Genomic DNA, 15174 nt, shown 5'->3' on the forward strand with positions numbered 1-15174 from the left:
AGAAGCCTATGACCACGGCCTGAATATGGGCGAACGCTTCGGGAGGTTGTTCGGATGAAGAACAAATCCTCGTATGATGTTCTCGTGGTCGATCCCCCTTGGTCATATGGTTCCAACACTGGGCGACCGAACAGAGTGGCCGAAGCTCACTATCCGACCATCGGTCACAATGGGAAAGAAATAAACCGCAATACCGGGAAAGGTATTGAGGCAATCGTTGACTGCGCCCCCATAAACGACTGGGCAAGCCGCGATGCGCACCTTTATCTATGGGTAACCAACCCAAAGCTTCCGTTCGCCTTTGAGGTAATGAAACGGTGGGGCTTTACCTACAAAACAACTCTGACATGGACCAAAACAAAACGGGATGGAAGCGTTCATGGCGGCGGCATGGGCTGGTTTTTCCGGGGCGCTACTGAACACATCTTATTCGGCGTAAAAGGAAACAAGCCGATACCGAGTTCGCTTCGTGTCCCCAACGTAATCATGGCCCCGCCTACTGGCCATAGCGTCAAGCCAGACGCTTTTTACGAGATGATTGACGGAATTTATTCGCCACAAGCGAACAAGATTGACGTTTTTGCACGGAGATTTCGAGATGGCTGGACAGTATGGGGCAACGAAATACCGGACGCCACCCACCCATCAAGAGGCGACCGTCATGGCTAGTGAACTGAAGCCTTGGCCGAACTATGATCCGCGCAAATGGTCAGAGCAGCATATTCGGCATGGTCATTCTTCCAGGATTGATGGGCGTGGAGACAGCCCAACGTACACCTCTTGGCAGTCGATGTTGTCGCGCTGCAAGTATGAGGATCGGGACCAGCACAACAAGCATGTTGGGCGAGGAATAACCGTCTGCGAGCGCTGGAAGTCGTTTGAAGCCTTTCTTGAAGATATGGGCGAAAGGCCAGATGGCAAAACACTGGATCGCATCGACAATAATGGCAACTACGAGCCGGGCAATTGTCGATGGGCAACGCCAGTTCAACAGGCGCGGAACAGAAGGAATAAGCGCTTGGATTTCAGCGCAGCTGTTGAGGTAGCACTTGCCCGCCTCCGAGGCGAGGAATGTAAGTCCATTGCCGCACGGTTTGGGATTAGCGAAAGCCTACCTCGTGAAATTGTGAGCCGAAGAACTTGGGTAGACGCTGCTGATCTCGCTCATTCCATATATGATAGGAGCCAAAACCATGGCTGATTTACTGCCCTGCCCGCTTTGCGGGAGCAATCGGCTTTCCTTCCGAAGCACTCCGGACATGGATACAGACGGAAAGTTTCATCGCATTTCTTGCAATGAGTGCGGCGCGTCATCGCGCGCGACATTCGCTATGGATGCATGCCCTCTTTTCTTCGAGGAACTGAGTAACGTTTGGAACACCCGCCCCACCCCCGTTGCTCCCGTATCGCCGGATGCTACCGGCAAGTGCGGGGAGTTGGTGACAGATAAACACCCCTGTCCACTTGGGATTGGGGGAAAGAGAAGGCATCGCAGCTACGTATATTCAGACGGTAGGCAGCACTATTGTGAACGCTGCGGGGAAAAGATTGACCAAACTACCTTTTCTAACATTCCACAGGATTATGTCACCACGCACGATGCTGGTGATTACAATAAGCCCCGCTCGCAGGCATGCGGGGAGTTGGTGACGGTGGAGAAACTGAAGTGGGACGCGCCGGATAGTTGGCACGTAGCTCGAACAATCGTTGGTAACTACTCGGTGCGTCCTTGCTTAGCTACTGAATATTTAGGGCAATACGTTCTTGACTTCCCTATTGCAGGAACGGGATGCAAGTTATTCCCAAACAGAAAAGCCGCTATTGCCGCCGCGCAGGCTGATTTCGATGCCCGTGTGCTATCTGTCATTAATCGTTCGCAGGCTGATGAGCTATTGGCGGCGGAACGGAACCGTGCGGAAGTATCTGAATACAAGCTCGATCAAGCCGTCAACACAGTGCAGCCCATTATTATCCAGCGGGCAGAACGTGCCGAAGCGGAGAAGGAAGAGGCCCGTCAGGCATGGAAAGAGGCTGTAGTTATGTACGAGCAGGAAAAAGCTCGCGTTGATCCCGCTTTGAAACGTATCTCCGAACTCGAAGCCAAACTCGTGGCGGCTGAACGGGCGCTGGAAGAAATCGAACAAAGCGCATCGCATTCAATGACCGGAGAGGGCCACGCATTTTGTGCTGAGACTGCCCGAGCAGCGCTGGGAGGGAAGTCGTCATGAGCCGCCACGCTGAGAAACGCAAGTCGTTCACTTTCATCGGAGATGATTGCCCACCAAGCTATCGTCGCGTCGGGGCAATCGACGTGGCTGACCCTGCGGATGTTCGATGGGCGCAAGATCAAGGATACAGAATTGGCAGTATCTACGACGGCCTGAGCTTTTCATGCGCTGAGCCTTGCGCCGCTGATATCTACGAGCGGCTTGATGATGCGTCGGCTCCTTGGACCAAGACCGACGGCGATGACCGAGACCGTATCATCGGCAACCTGCTGGACCGATGGGATATGACGCCCAACGACCTCAAGGAGGAAATGCGCGAGCACGGATGCGGTAAGCAACTGGACGAGCTTTTGCACTATGTCGAGGCCCCCCGAATGTCAGATCAACCTCAGAAACCGGAAAGCCCAAATTTCGACATTCCAAATGACGGGGGTGATTGGTGATGACCCAGAACCTCATTACCCGTCTCTCCAAGCTAGACGCGCCTGACAGGGAAGTGGATGGCGAAATCTGGCGCTATCTGATGTCAGACGAACCTCGCGCTGTGCTTTACGGTCCCATACCGAAACTCACCGCCTCTGTAGACGCCGCTATCGCGCTGGCTGAGAGGGTGTTGCCGGGGTGGGGCTTCTTTCTAAGAAGCGACAAAGACGGACATAACTGCGGAATGGTCTACCCTGTGCATAATTTCGTCACTCCGGGAACTGCGTCTGGAGCTACGGCAGCAATCTCGATGTGCATCGCCATCTTGAGCGCAAAGGAGGCATCCAAGCCATGAACCTTGAACGCATCAACAAAGCCACAGAATGCATTGAGAGCAATGAAAAAGCTCTGAAATGGCTTCGGAACAACCACGAGAGGCTTGTTAGCTCGGGCCTGTTCACCGTTACCGTGTCTATTGATCAAACCTTTGCTCACACTGGCACAGGCGTGAGAGAGGCAATGGCAACGATCTCTGCCTTTGCGAAGCACAACATTGAGAAAAGCATTGAAGACAGTATCGCCAATTGCATCAACACGATTGCTATCGAGCGCGATGCTATCCTTCGGGAGGTTTCCAGCAATGCCGAGTAAGGAACTCATTGCACTGGTTGCCGAGGCAATAATAGACAATCCGCCCGTTGAAACGATGACGGACGACGAAATCATCATAGATTGGTCGCCAACGGCTCAAGCCGCCATCTCCACCATCCTCGCCGCTCTACAGGATCCGACAGAAGCGATGCTGGATGAATGCAGCGATGGTTGGCAATATGGGGAAGTGCTGTGGCCGAAGATGCTCGCCGCCTCCGCACTTGGGGAGCAGAGCGAATGAAACAGCCTGATTATGAAGGTTTTGCGCTTGCTTTGTGCCAGTTCGCTTTCAATGGAAGCGATGCAGACGGCGGCACCATTCAGGAGCTTGGTCTTGAATATGGCGTCTTACGCACCGAGAAGTTCAACCCCACGCGGCACAAGAACGTAGCCAACGCCGAGTATTTCGAACCGGGCGATCTGGTTTACTGCTTTGTCGGCTCCGGTCGCCAAGCCCTGAAAGGCAGTTCCTAATGAACATCACCAAGGAATACATCGAAAAGCTGATTGACGACACAGGGCGCGCCGAAGTCTTCGCAAAGGCCCGTGAACTTGGCTGGTCGGCAGGCGGCGCACCTTTGTTTGTCTGGAACGTCATTTGCCAAGACATTCAGCGGAGCCGCGCCGCACTGCGGGAAAGGGAGTGAGGATGTCACAGCCCGCCCCATGTATTGCGAGCCAGACCAGTTCGCCTCGTGCATATGTTAGAATACAGCAGTTGCAGGCGCTTGCCGTCACAGACAGAGCATTTCAGCTTGGGTGCAAGGTCTTTGCGCATTGCACCATGCGCAAGGCCAAGCTCATCCGCCAGCGCCTGAATATCAAGTTCAGCGTATCTGCCGCACGTATGACAGTGCGCCGTGATGATCTCACCACAGCGCAGGCAATCACCCAATGTCGCGTTCGTGCTGAATGTACCCATGACAGCCTCCAAGGCTGGCTGTCTTATACCGTGAACAAAGAAAGAACCAATCACATCTTTCAGGAGGTGATCTATGAGTAAGGCGAGAACCTTCTCCAAGGCTGAAATCATGGATGCAGCCAGAGCCGCGGCTGAAACCGGGATGTGTGCCAGACTACACAAGACGGGTGAGATTGAATTTCTTCACACGATCCAGAACAATGAGAAAAACGAAGAAGACGAAAGCGCAGAAAGTGCTCTCGAACGGTGGGTGAATGAAGGTCGAACTCGTCGGAGTGCATAAGGTAAAGGCTACGCGGCCAAATGGCGACGTGGTCGAGTACTATTATGCCTGGCGTGGCGGACCACGCATGAAGTCTAAGCCGGATACTCCGGCTTTCATGCATGAATACCTCCGCCTTACAAAAGATAAGAAGCGAGCAGACGCCAAGCCGAAGACTCTCGCTTGGCTCGTCGGAGAATATCTGGTGTCCGCGGATTATCAGAAACTCAGCGTATCCACGAAACGCGACTATGAACGAATGACCGGCGTCATTTCTGTGAAGTTCGGAACGCTCCCCATTCAAGCACTTGAAGCGCGGGGAGCAAGGCGCGTGTTTATGGATTGGCGGGATGAAATGCGGGCTACACCGCGTTCGGCAGACCTGCACATAACTGTGCTGGCCCGGATCATGTCATGGGCGAAGAATCGCGAGATCATCATCAGGAACCCGCTCGAGAAGGCAGGCAAGCTCCATAAATCAAACCGGAAGGACATCATATGGATGCCCAGCCAGTTATCGAAGTTTCTGAATGAGGCACCTCAGCATCTGGCCGACGTGGTCAAGATGGCTCTCTGGACGATGCAGCGAAAGGGCGACGTACTTGGGCTGCCGACGATTGCTTATAGCGACGGTCTACTCTGGATCACCCAAGGGAAGACTGGCGCGAGGGTGAGGATTAAGCCAGCTGATGAGATTTTGCCAATACTGCGAACGGCCAAAGAGAAGAATCGCACAAGGGTTCTGGCGAATAGCTTCGGAGACATGTGGACATCCTCCGGGTTTGATTCGTCCTTCAAGAAGGAGATGATTCGACTAGGCATCAAAGGTGTCACCTTCCACGACTTACGCGGCACGGCAATCACCTACGCTTATGCGAATGGAATGGATGTTGTGAGGATCGCTGAAATCTCAGGTCATTCGCAATCCGAATGTGAGACGATAATTCGCCGGAACTACTTGGCTGGTGGGGATGTTATCGAGGCGATCAGAAAGGGAACGCAATAAGCGCGAACCTGTAAAAAGTTGAGATCGCTGTAAAATGACACATAAAAATATGGTGCTAAGTTATTGATTTTGGTGAGCGCGTTGGGGTTCGAACCCAAGACCTACTGATTAAAAGTCAGTTGCTCTACCAGCTGAGCTACGCGCTCCCAAGAGGAGCAAATCGCCCCTGGAAGTGCGGCGGAACATAAGGGCGGCTTGCGGATTGGTCAACACCATAAAATGAGGTTTCTCCAACATAAATTCAAAAAAATCACAGGTCTGGGCATGCCTAACCGCGTTGCGTTGCGGAACTGGTGTTTTTCACGCTCGTTGGACTGCTGAATACTCCTTGATAGGTAGGTGGTTCCGAATCCCGATGTGCGCAAACAAGACTATCCAGCTTTTGCTGTCCCCAGGGGCAGGACCTTGCCGCCAGGTCGTGCTACAGCTAGTTTTATCAGGATAATAGAACAGCGCGGTGTTTCATGTCTCTGGCCACCAAGGCACTTTCTCATTTCCGACGTTCCTTGTCCGGCGTGGGTGTCGCGCTCGGAACGCTGTTTTTCGCTGCAGCCCTCACCCCGAGCCTCATCCCACGAACCTATGTTATGCAGGGAATTCTGGGAGGTGTTGCCTTCGGAGTCGGTTATGGCATCGGCGTATTGTGGCGCTGGCTCTGGCACTATCTCGAATTGCCAGAACCTCGAAACCGGCTGCGCAGCCGGGTCAATCTTATTGTTGGTGTCATCTGTCTCGCGGTCGCAATCGCAGCACTTTATTTTGCCGCGGGCTGGCAGAACTCAGTTCGTGCAGTCATGGATATGGAGCCGGTGTCGAGCGCCTATCCAATGAGCGTCTCTGCTTTGGCTGTGCTGACATTTCTGGTTCTGCTGATTCTGGTTCGCCTTCTCATTCGACTAGGGAAATTCGTTTCCGCCAAAGTGCAACTCGTCATGCCTCGGCGGTTAGCCAATGTCCTGGGCGTCACGATCACGGTGGTACTCATCTGGACCATCGCCAACGGCCTGCTCATCCAGTCCACTTTCAAAGTTCTGGATCGTTCGTTTCGCGAATTTGACGCTTTGATCGAGCCGGATCGCCCGCAACCGACAGCATCGAACGAGACTGGCAGCGCCGCTTCGCTTTTGCATTGGAACGAACTGGGGCGGGCCGGACGCGAGTTCGTTTCCTCAGGCCCCAAGGCTGCCGATATTGCCGCCTTGATCGGTGAAAAGGCCATCGATCCGATACGGGTCTATGCGGGTCTGCAAGTTGCCGATACACCTGAACAACGAGCCGAACTGGCCCTTGAGGAATTAAAGCGTCAGCATGGCTTTGAACGTTCTGTACTGGTCGTCATCACTCCAACCGGTACGGGCTGGGTAGATCCCGCAGCCATGGACGGACTGGAGTTTCTGCACAACGGCGATGTAGCCAGCATTGCCATGCAATATTCTTATCTTTCCAGTCCCTTGTCGTTGTTGTTTCAACCGGAATACGGAGCAGAAGCTTCCCGAGCCCTGTTCATCACCGTCTATAATTACTGGAAAGAGCTGCCGCACAATCAGCGTCCTCGCCTGTATCTTTATGGATTGAGCCTCGGCGCAATGAACTCGGAAGTCTCCTCCGAGCTTTTCGAAATGCTCGACGATCCGATCAACGGCGCTTTGTGGAGCGGCCCCCCTTTCCCGAGCCGCGACTGGAAAGCCATGACGAGGCGAAGGAATCCGGGAACGCCTGAATGGCTGCCCGTATTCCGTGACGGCTCCTTCGCGCGTTTCATGAATCAGAATGGCGAAGCGCCAGGAAACGGAACGCGCTGGGGACCGATGCGTGTGGTTTATCTGCAATATGCCAGCGATCCGGTGACTTTCTTCGACAGCCTGTCATTCTACCGTCAGCCTGACTGGATGCAGGCGCCGCGCGGGCCCGACGTTTCGCCGGAATTGCGATGGTATCCAGTTGTCACCATGCTGCAACTGGCGCTCGACATGGCGTTTGGCACCACCACACCGATAGGACACGGGCATGTCTATGCTCCGGAACATTATGTGGATGCGTGGCTGGAGGTCACCAGCGTGACCGGATGGGACACAGACAAGCTTGATAAGCTCAAGCAGCATTTGCGTCAGAAGATGGATGGAGAAAACGTCGAAGGTTATGAACAGCGTGGCGGATAAAAACGCATCCCGAAAACTGTGAAATGGCTTTCAGGATCCGTATTAAATTAAACAGTTAGTGCCACGCTGTTCTTTGCTTCACCGATCAGTAATCGGGTGATTTCTGCTGTGTCTGGGAACTGTTCAGGTTCAGCATGGGAATCGCTCCGTTCGGCAGCATTGTGCTTGGCAACTGGCCGTCCCATCGTTCTGCCTGCGTCAACGCGACAAGACCCGGATTGTCACGAAGTGCATCGCCACGCGCCTTGATGGCGGTCGCTTCCGCCTCGCCCTTGATCCGGATCGCTTCCGCATCGGCCTCAGCCTGAAGACGAACGGCATCAGCCTGAGCTTGGGCTTCGGCACGGCGCGCGTCTGCTTGCGCCTTTGCCTGTGTCACGGTGATTTCAGCCTGTACCTTTTCGCGCTCCGCATTCTGACGAAGACGCTGCACTTCAACTTCGGCCAGCATGCGCTGTTCGATGGATTGCTCATAGGAATCCGAAAAATCGATATTCTCGATCTGCACCGTATCGATGATAACCGGACCACGTACGCTGTTCTGTATAGCCTCAGCGATTTCCTGATTGAGACGGCTGCGCTCCTGAATAGCTTCAACAGCATTGAACTTGCCGAAAACAGTCTTGCTTTCCTCAAAAACGCGCCGTTCGACAAGGCGGGACAAGAGGCCCTCTTCACCGCCATAGGTCGCGTAGACTTCTTCCACGCGGTCTGGCGGAATGCGATAGTTGACCGACAGGTTCATCGTGGCTGGCTGCTGATCGCGGCTATAGGCTTCCATGCTGTTGTAGATCGCAGCCTTGGATTGCACCGAGATTCGCACAATCGAATCGATCACCGGAATTTTGAAGCCCAGCCCCGGTTGTGCAACGCCGGAAACCGCACCATAGCGCAAAACAACGCCGCGCTCACCTTCGTCAACCGTGTACCAGGAACCAAGTACTACGCTCAGTATGCCGAGTATAATTATACCAGCCAATGCTTTGGGTAAAATCTGGCGCATCCCGTCTCCTCTAGCGCTTCGTTATGAAATGGGAAGACCGAAAGCGATTCAACAAATGCACCCCGGAATCTGACCCCACTCGCCTTTTAGAATGCACTGATATGGATGACAATTACTCATGGATGCAGTTGATAGACTTAGTCCACAAAAACAAAGCCGCCCATAAAGGGCGGCTTCATTGAATTTAACAAATTTCCACTGTCAGTATGGCGAATAACACTGCTGACGTGGGCCGTTATACGGCTGGAAAGTATTGTCAGACGCCCGATAGGACCGATAACGATTATAGCACCACTGAACGTGCGAGTTGCTGTAACTGTAAGCCGGTGCGCGGTAGACTGGCGGAGGTGGCGGTGGCGGAGCGGCAATCGCACCACCAATGATTGCGCCAGCACCGAACGCTGCGAGCGGATACCACCATCCGTCATTATGGCGGCGATAGCCGTGGCGATAATAGCGGTCACCGCGATAGCCATTCCAGTAACCCGGCCCCGGACGGTAGTGAGGGCGACCCTGCCAACCCGGACGATACCCAGGTCGGTGTCCACCCCAATGCCCGTGTCCCGGCCCACGACGCCAGCGATCATCACGAACCTGCTGAACATTTTCATTGCTTGCTGCAGGCGCGGTTGGCATGACAGGCGCAGCTGAGACCGGAACCAATGCGCCGATCAGAAAGCTTGCACCGACAAGGCCGACCATCATCTTTTTGAAGGTGTTCATCCCTGTACTTCTCCATTTCAATGATGCCATCATTGCTGTCCGTTTATGAATGCCCGCTGAATATTGCCATAAAATTACGTGCATACCTTATTTTCACCTTGCAACACGCAGATGTTTCCACTGCTGGTTAACGTGAGCGGTGACAATTCGTTCTGGCTATTCCATTATTTTTGTTAGCAAATTAAGCGACAATCGGATAACTTGCGTGAGGTAGGGCAGCTTGTAAGCGTTTAAAGCGAGTGGGGTTTGCATTGGCGACAAGAGTACAGCCGTCCGTAAAAGTGTTGGGAGCATCGTTCTCCCAGGAGGCGAATCCTTTCACGGCGGCAGTCGAACTGACGCCCATGCCAATGCTCATCACAAATCCCCGCCTGCCGGACAATCCTATCGTCTTTGCAAACAAGGCTTTCCAGAACCTGACCGGCTATGATGCCGATGAAATCATCGGAAAGAATTGCCGCTTCCTTCAGGGCCCCGGCACTGATCCGAAGCATATCGAGACTATCCACGCGGCGCTGGAATCGGAGCAGTCAATCGATATTGATATTCTGAACTATAAGAAGTCAGGCGAACCATTCTGGAACCGGCTTCATATCTCCCCGGTCAAAACCGAGGCAGGTGAGCTTCATCACTTCGTTTCTTCACAGCTTGATGTGACCCTGGAACTCGGAAAACTCGTCGAACTCGAAAAAGAACGCGAAACGCTTTCAATCGAAAAGCAGCGTAGCAACGACCAGCTGCAATATATCGTTGAAGTAGCGAATGTGGGCTTCTGGACGCGGGATTACCATACCGGTGAAATCAGCTGTTCAGCGGAATATAGGCGCATTTTTGGACTGACACCGGACGAGCCAGTCAACTATGACAAGATCATAGACATGGTGGTGCTCGAAGACCGGATAACGCTAATCCAGCGGTCACAGGAGTCTTTCACGACCGGCAAGTCTTTCCGGGTGGAATATCGCATCACCAACCGTCTGGGTCAGGTGCGCTGGGTTGAAACCCGTGCAAAAGCGTTGCCGGGCAAATCGCCTATGCTTCTGGGCATCGTCATCGACGTCACCGAACGCAAAAAAGCCGAAGCGGACAAGGCACTCGTAACCCGCGAAATTTCCCATCGCTTCAAGAACTCGATGGCGATGGTGCAATCGATCGCCAACCAGACCTTGCGCAATGCCACTGATCCACAAACCGCCAACGAGCTGTTCAGCGAGCGGCTGCGTGCGCTCAGTCAGGCGCATGATATGCTGCTCCGGGAGGACTGGACAGGCACAACGATCAGCCAGATCTGTGAAACAGCCCTCGCCCCCTTCAACAGTACGTTCGGCCATCGAATCCGAACCCGTGGCCCCGAACTCGTTGTAAGTGACCGAGTAACGGTTTCGCTTTCGCTTGGCTTGTACGAGCTCGCAACGAATGCCGTAAAATACGGTGCGCTTTCCAACGAAAACGGCACAGTCCAATTCAGCTGGGATGTCGTCGAAAGGCAGGGCGAGCGGAAACTCCATATGCGCTGGATTGAAGACGGAGGACCTGCGGTCGAACGCCCTACCCGCCGTGGCTTCGGCCAGAGACTGCTCTATTCCGTTCTCACAGCCGAACTCAGGGCCAAATGCGATATCAACTTTGCGCCAGACGGACTGGTGATTGACGTATTGGCCCCTATGACGTCGGATGTATTTCCGCAACTTGATAGTCTTTCCGGCACACGAACCGAGCCGGTATAAAAAAGAGCAGCGAAATCGCTGCTCTCTTTCTTTTTAGTTATGCGGGCCGCGACGACGCGGCTCGATATAAACGCGATCGCGACGATGGTCGCGATCATGGCGCCAGCGGCGATCACGTTCGTAGCGTGGTGAATGGCGGTCCCACCCGCGACGATCATCCCGCCAACGGCGATCAGTAACGCAGCGGCCGCTTGGTGTACGGACCATACCGCGACGGCAGCGATAATCGACCTGAATGACAGAGCCAACGCCATCAACGGCAACAGCCGGTACTGCTGGAGCAACGGGCATACCCGCTTCAGCAGAAGCGGTCACTGCGAAAAGCGCGAGCGCCGCAGAAAGTAACGTCAATCTCATTCCGGGTTCCTTTCCAGAGTTGGCCAGAATTGGAATCTTGCCCGCAGATAGGTAGGCCAATCAGCCATTTCGTAAAGTCACTTAATCTTACGACGCTCTATCAATCTCGACCGCAATTTTACAAAAAGCGCCCCTAATTACCCCAATGAGTGACTAGACGCTTTGCAGAGAGAATTTTTAAGAAAGTCGGGGTATTAGAAGCCAATTGAATTCGCACATAGTCCCTTCCTAGCAAGGGCAAACCGCAGAATCTCCGATCCGCGAAGCCAATCCGGCACCGGTTCCGCACCGGTCGCGGGCGGAGCCTTGCGGCTATCGCAAGGAGCATGAACATGGATTATTCGACCTCTGAACTCGACACTGCATGGGGGTCGAAAACCGGACTGGGCGCAACCCAGACCGAATGGGTTGAGCTGGTTCGCAGCTTGCCTGAAGAACATTCTATCATTCTCCGTGATCTGATCGCCCGTCACCGCGAACAGTTTGTCGGCGTGTTTTACGACCGCCTTATGAGCAACCGCGACGCGGCGATTTTTCTGTCCCAGAAAATGGTGCAGGAACGCCTGCATAATTCGCTAAGCGACTGGTTGCTGAAAATGTTCCAGAGAACCGCTGACGATGTTGACGCTTTCATTCGCGAACAGCGCAAGGTTGGCGAAGTTCACGCCCGTATCGACGTGCCGATCCACGTCGTCATGCAGGGCGCGCGCCTGCTCAAAAACGAAATCGTTCGTCAGTTGGAGCTGGAGGTTGTATCACGCGAGGCTTTGGCGCGCCTGATCGTGCATGTCAGTAATGCCATCGACATCGCGATTGAAATCATGAGCCAGGCTTTTGTGAAAGATGCGCGCGAAAGCGCCCAGACCGACGAAGCCTATCGGGCTTTCACGCTAAGCCATGATTTTCCGCTGGAGCGCGAATCGCAGCGTGCAGCGCTTATGGAATGGAGCCAGTCGCTTCTCTTCAACCTTTATGGCAATTCCGACAGTCCGCTTCACCCGCTCGCAAGCTCAGACTTCGGGCTGTGGTTGCAGCACAAGGCCGATCTGATGTTTTCCAACTCCGGCACGTTGGAGAACATCCGCCGGAACGTAGACCATATTGATGAAGTGCTGCTGGCTGCTATCAGCAACGCTCGCAAAGATAACCCGGCTGAACTCCCCGCTTCGCTCGCACTGTTTCAAACCAAGATCGGTGAAGTGAAATTCCTGCTGTCCGAGCTGTTTCAGACGGCGGCGGCCATGGAAACAGGACGCGATCCACTGACGCGCGCGCTCAATCGCCGTTTCATGCCTTCGATCCTGACCCGCGAGGTACGCATGGCCTCGCAGAAGGCTATGAATCTGAGTGTTCTGATGATCGACATCGATCACTTCAAGAACATCAACGATACATACGGGCATAGCAGTGGCGATGCCGTTCTCCAACAGGTGGCTGAAGCGATCCTGTCGCTTTGCCGCCCGAGCGACTTCGTGTTCCGCTATGGTGGCGAAGAATTTCTCGTCGCCCTCGTAGAGGCCGACGAGAACAAGGCTTTTGCAATTGGCGAAGAACTGCGCAAACAGATTGCGCATCAGCCATTGAACCTTCCGGATGGCGCACGTCAGACGGTCACGCTGTCCATCGGCGTGGCTGCATTCAACGGTCATCCGGACTATAGCCATCTCGTCAACGCCGCAGACCGTGCTCTTTATCGGGCCAAACAGGCAGGGCGCAATCGCTGTGAAAAGGAAGTGCCGCTCGCGATTCATTGATCGGAGAGGCATTTTGACATCTGGCGGTTACACTGCAAAACCGCCATATGCTGCCATCATGACGAATAATTCCGCTTCCCCCGTTTTCCAGACAGCTTCACAAAAGTCGCGTGAGCGCGATGCGCTGGAAGCCTATTTCCTGCCTGTCATTGCAGATGCGGCTCCCGTCGATTGGGTCGTTGCCGAAGGGCTGACGGATTATGAAGAGGCTCTCGCTTTCATGGAAGCGCGCGTCCAGGCCATTCGGGAAGGCACCGCCAATGAACTCGTGTGGCTGGTCGAGCATCCCTCGCTTTACACAGCGGGGACGAGCGCCAATGCAGACGATCTCCTGACCCCGAACAGTCTCCCTGTCTTCAACACGGGACGCGGCGGGGAATATACCTATCACGGGCCAGGCCAGCGCGTGGCCTATGTAATGCTCGACCTGAAGCGCCGCCGTGAGGACGTGCGCGCTTTTGTAACAGCTCTTGAGCAATGGATCATCGAGAGCCTTGCCGAGTTTAACGTCAAAGGCGAACGTCGTGAGGATCGTGTCGGCGTATGGGTTACACGGCCGGAAAAGCCACGCCTTGCCAATGGCGGCATGTGCGAAGACAAGATCGCGGCTATTGGCATCCGCCTCCGTCGTTGGGTAAGCTTTCATGGCATCGCCATCAATGTCGAACCAGATCTCGGCCACTATGCGGGAATCGTTCCTTGCGGAATTTCCGAACATGGCGTTACCAGCCTTGTAGACCTCGGATTGCCGGTAACAATGGGCGACATGGACGTCGCTTTGGGAAAAGCCTTCGAGACGGTCTTCGGACCCCGTCAGTTGAAATAGGCATTTCCAGCAAAAGTGCGAAGCGGTTTTGCGTTGGGGAATGCGTAAAATAAAGAGATAGAGCGGTCCCACGATTCCGTTTTAACTAGAACCGCTCTAGCTCGGTCTCAAGCGACAGCGTCGGCTTTCACGCGGCGCTCGCGCATGAAAACATAGAACCCGGACCCGACGATAATCGCGATCCCGCACCATTTCGATGGCGTCGGGAAATCACCGAACACGATCAAGCCAACCAGAACAGCATTGACAATTTCCAGATACTGGAACGGGGCCAGCACTGATGCCGGGGCCAGCTTGAACGCCTGCACGACCATCAAATGGCTGACGGTTCCGATCGTTCCCAGAAGCAGCAGAAGAAGCCAAGGCTGAATGCCGTGCGGCAGACCAAAACTCAAGTCACCGAGCCCCGCAGCAGTTCCGAAAATCATGGCGACCCCGGCAAACATCCAGCCACCAACACCCGCATAGAACTGCATGACAAGCGGGCTTTCCTTGGCACCGTATTTGCGATTCAGGATCAGGTAGATTGCGAAGGTTACGGCTGTCGCCAGCGGTAGAAGCGAAACAGCACCAAAGATCTCAAAACTCGGCTGGATCACGATCATCGTGCCGATAAGACCGATGCCGACTGCGCTGAACCTTCTCCAGCCCACCTTTTCCTTGAGGAAAATTGCCGAAAAGAGCGTCAGAATAAGCGGTTCGGCGAAGAAGACGGCCATCGCATCGGCCAGCGGCATATATTTGACCGCCGTGAAGAAGCAGAGCCCACCGAACCCCATCAATGCGCCGCGGATGAGATTTCCCGCCAGATATTGTGTTCGCAGTGCAGCGAAACCACCGACAATGAGGAGAATAAAGAACATCAGCCAGCACTGAATGAAAAAGCGCATGAATGTGACAGTGGCCGGAGGCATGTTGTCCACCATGGCGAGCCATTTGCCGATGGCGTCCATCAACGGTAGCAAAAGCACCGAGAGCACCATGATCGCCATGCCCTTTACGTGCGCTTCCATGCCACTTGTCGCGCTGTTTTGCATTTCAAACTCTCGGTATTCTGAATATTCCCCGCTATCGCTCTATGCGAACTGTGGTAGCGTTTCCATCCAATTTGATCGGAAATATCCCACTTGTTT

General features: G+C 54.1%; 20 protein-coding genes and 1 tRNA gene. 16 read left to right on the plus strand and 5 right to left on the minus strand.

The genetic code is table 11. The features are described from left to right. The first annotated feature begins 54 nt into the window (after positions 1 to 54). The 12 genes from F9K94_RS15510 to F9K94_RS15560 are packed head-to-tail and all read left to right on the plus strand — an operon-like array spanning position 55 to position 5492. Positions 55 to 669 (plus strand): MT-A70 family methyltransferase, encoded by a 615-nt coding sequence (locus F9K94_RS15510; RefSeq protein WP_151646741.1) that lies wholly within the window; start codon positions 55 to 57, stop codon positions 667 to 669. Further along, positions 662 to 1201 (plus strand): hypothetical protein, encoded by a 540-nt coding sequence (locus F9K94_RS15515; RefSeq protein ID WP_151646743.1) that lies wholly within the window; start codon positions 662 to 664, stop codon positions 1199 to 1201. The genes F9K94_RS15510 and F9K94_RS15515 overlap by 8 nt, the downstream gene beginning before the upstream one ends. Next, positions 1194 to 2228 carry a hypothetical protein gene (locus F9K94_RS15520; RefSeq protein ID WP_151646745.1) on the plus strand — a complete coding sequence of 345 codons (1035 nt, stop codon included), beginning with the start codon at positions 1194 to 1196 and terminating at the stop codon, positions 2226 to 2228. The genes F9K94_RS15515 and F9K94_RS15520 overlap by 8 nt, the downstream gene beginning before the upstream one ends. Beyond that, on the plus strand, positions 2225 to 2671 hold the full coding sequence (locus tag F9K94_RS15525; protein WP_151646747.1) for a hypothetical protein: 447 nt from the start codon (positions 2225 to 2227) through the stop codon (positions 2669 to 2671). The genes F9K94_RS15520 and F9K94_RS15525 overlap by 4 nt, the downstream gene beginning before the upstream one ends. Further along, positions 2671 to 3006: a hypothetical protein gene (locus F9K94_RS15530; RefSeq protein WP_151646749.1), complete on the plus strand. Its 336-nt coding sequence runs from the start codon at positions 2671 to 2673 to the stop codon at positions 3004 to 3006. The genes F9K94_RS15525 and F9K94_RS15530 overlap by 1 nt, the downstream gene beginning before the upstream one ends. Next, the gene (locus F9K94_RS15535) at positions 3003 to 3302 is read left to right on the plus strand and encodes a hypothetical protein (protein WP_151646751.1); all 300 of its coding nucleotides are present in this window, start codon (positions 3003 to 3005) and stop codon (positions 3300 to 3302) included. The genes F9K94_RS15530 and F9K94_RS15535 overlap by 4 nt, the downstream gene beginning before the upstream one ends. Then, on the plus strand, positions 3292 to 3543 hold the full coding sequence (locus F9K94_RS15540; RefSeq protein ID WP_151646753.1) for a hypothetical protein: 252 nt from the start codon (positions 3292 to 3294) through the stop codon (positions 3541 to 3543). Before F9K94_RS15535 ends, F9K94_RS15540 begins: the two co-directional genes overlap by 11 nt. Next, positions 3540 to 3776, plus strand: coding sequence for a hypothetical protein (locus F9K94_RS15545; RefSeq protein ID WP_151646755.1), 237 nt, complete (start codon positions 3540 to 3542; stop codon positions 3774 to 3776). Before F9K94_RS15540 ends, F9K94_RS15545 begins: the two co-directional genes overlap by 4 nt. After that, the gene (locus F9K94_RS24445) at positions 3776 to 3949 is read left to right on the plus strand and encodes a hypothetical protein (protein WP_192799513.1); all 174 of its coding nucleotides are present in this window, start codon (positions 3776 to 3778) and stop codon (positions 3947 to 3949) included. Before F9K94_RS15545 ends, F9K94_RS24445 begins: the two co-directional genes overlap by 1 nt. A gap of 2 nt (positions 3950 to 3951) precedes the next feature. Next, entirely contained in the window at positions 3952 to 4305 is a 354-nt protein-coding gene (locus F9K94_RS15550; protein WP_151646757.1) for a hypothetical protein, read from the plus strand. Next, on the plus strand, positions 4298 to 4507 hold the full coding sequence (locus tag F9K94_RS15555; protein ID WP_151646759.1) for a hypothetical protein: 210 nt from the start codon (positions 4298 to 4300) through the stop codon (positions 4505 to 4507). Before F9K94_RS15550 ends, F9K94_RS15555 begins: the two co-directional genes overlap by 8 nt. Continuing rightward, positions 4479 to 5492 carry a tyrosine-type recombinase/integrase gene (locus F9K94_RS15560; protein ID WP_235920628.1) on the plus strand — a complete coding sequence of 338 codons (1014 nt, stop codon included), beginning with the start codon at positions 4479 to 4481 and terminating at the stop codon, positions 5490 to 5492. Before F9K94_RS15555 ends, F9K94_RS15560 begins: the two co-directional genes overlap by 29 nt. Before the next feature lie 70 nt (positions 5493 to 5562). Here the strand turns inward: F9K94_RS15560 and F9K94_RS15565 are convergent. After that, positions 5563 to 5638, minus strand: a tRNA-Lys gene (locus F9K94_RS15565). A 318-nt stretch (positions 5639 to 5956) separates the two neighbouring features. On the opposite strand from F9K94_RS15565, the gene F9K94_RS15570 reads away from it, so the two are divergent. Continuing rightward, complete coding sequence (locus tag F9K94_RS15570) at positions 5957 to 7651, plus strand: alpha/beta hydrolase (RefSeq protein ID WP_151646762.1); 1695 nt, start codon at positions 5957 to 5959, stop codon at positions 7649 to 7651. 85 nt (positions 7652 to 7736) lie between these two features. On the opposite strand, the gene F9K94_RS15575 is transcribed toward F9K94_RS15570, so the two are convergent. Beyond that, positions 7737 to 8654, minus strand: coding sequence for a prohibitin family protein (locus F9K94_RS15575; RefSeq protein ID WP_061345746.1), 918 nt, complete (start codon positions 8652 to 8654; stop codon positions 7737 to 7739). Between the two features lie 201 nt (positions 8655 to 8855). Continuing rightward, the gene (locus F9K94_RS15580; RefSeq protein ID WP_081104453.1) at positions 8856 to 9377 is read right to left on the minus strand and encodes a BA14K family protein; all 522 of its coding nucleotides are present in this window, start codon (positions 9375 to 9377) and stop codon (positions 8856 to 8858) included. 284 nt (positions 9378 to 9661) lie between these two features. Between F9K94_RS15580 and F9K94_RS15590 the strand changes: the two genes are divergently transcribed. Then, a complete protein-coding gene (locus F9K94_RS15590) occupies positions 9662 to 11104 on the plus strand; it encodes an HWE histidine kinase domain-containing protein (protein ID WP_268906962.1) in 1443 nt (480 codons plus the stop codon). Between the two features lie 33 nt (positions 11105 to 11137). Here the strand turns inward: F9K94_RS15590 and F9K94_RS15595 are convergent, their stop codons facing one another. Beyond that, positions 11138 to 11461, minus strand: coding sequence for a hypothetical protein (locus F9K94_RS15595; RefSeq protein WP_151646766.1), 324 nt, complete (start codon positions 11459 to 11461; stop codon positions 11138 to 11140). A 332-nt stretch (positions 11462 to 11793) separates the two neighbouring features. Here F9K94_RS15595 and F9K94_RS15600 point away from each other — a divergent pair, with 332 nt between their 5' ends. Both F9K94_RS15600 and lipB read left to right on the plus strand, forming a co-directional pair. Next, positions 11794 to 13215, plus strand: a complete 1422-nt coding sequence (locus F9K94_RS15600; RefSeq protein WP_151646768.1) for a GGDEF domain-containing protein — start codon at positions 11794 to 11796, stop codon at positions 13213 to 13215. Between the two features lie 58 nt (positions 13216 to 13273). Continuing rightward, positions 13274 to 14041: a lipoyl(octanoyl) transferase LipB gene (lipB, locus tag F9K94_RS15605; RefSeq protein ID WP_151646770.1), complete on the plus strand. Its 768-nt coding sequence runs from the start codon at positions 13274 to 13276 to the stop codon at positions 14039 to 14041. 107 nt (positions 14042 to 14148) lie between these two features. On the opposite strand, the gene F9K94_RS15610 is transcribed toward lipB, so the two are convergent. Continuing rightward, positions 14149 to 15078: a DMT family transporter gene (locus tag F9K94_RS15610; protein ID WP_151646772.1), complete on the minus strand. Its 930-nt coding sequence runs from the start codon at positions 15076 to 15078 to the stop codon at positions 14149 to 14151. Positions 15079 to 15174: the final 96 nt, after the last annotated feature.

Origin of the sequence: Brucella tritici (genome assembly GCF_008932285.1) — a bacterium.
In the GTDB taxonomy this organism is placed as follows: domain Bacteria; phylum Pseudomonadota; class Alphaproteobacteria; order Rhizobiales; family Rhizobiaceae; genus Brucella; species Brucella tritici.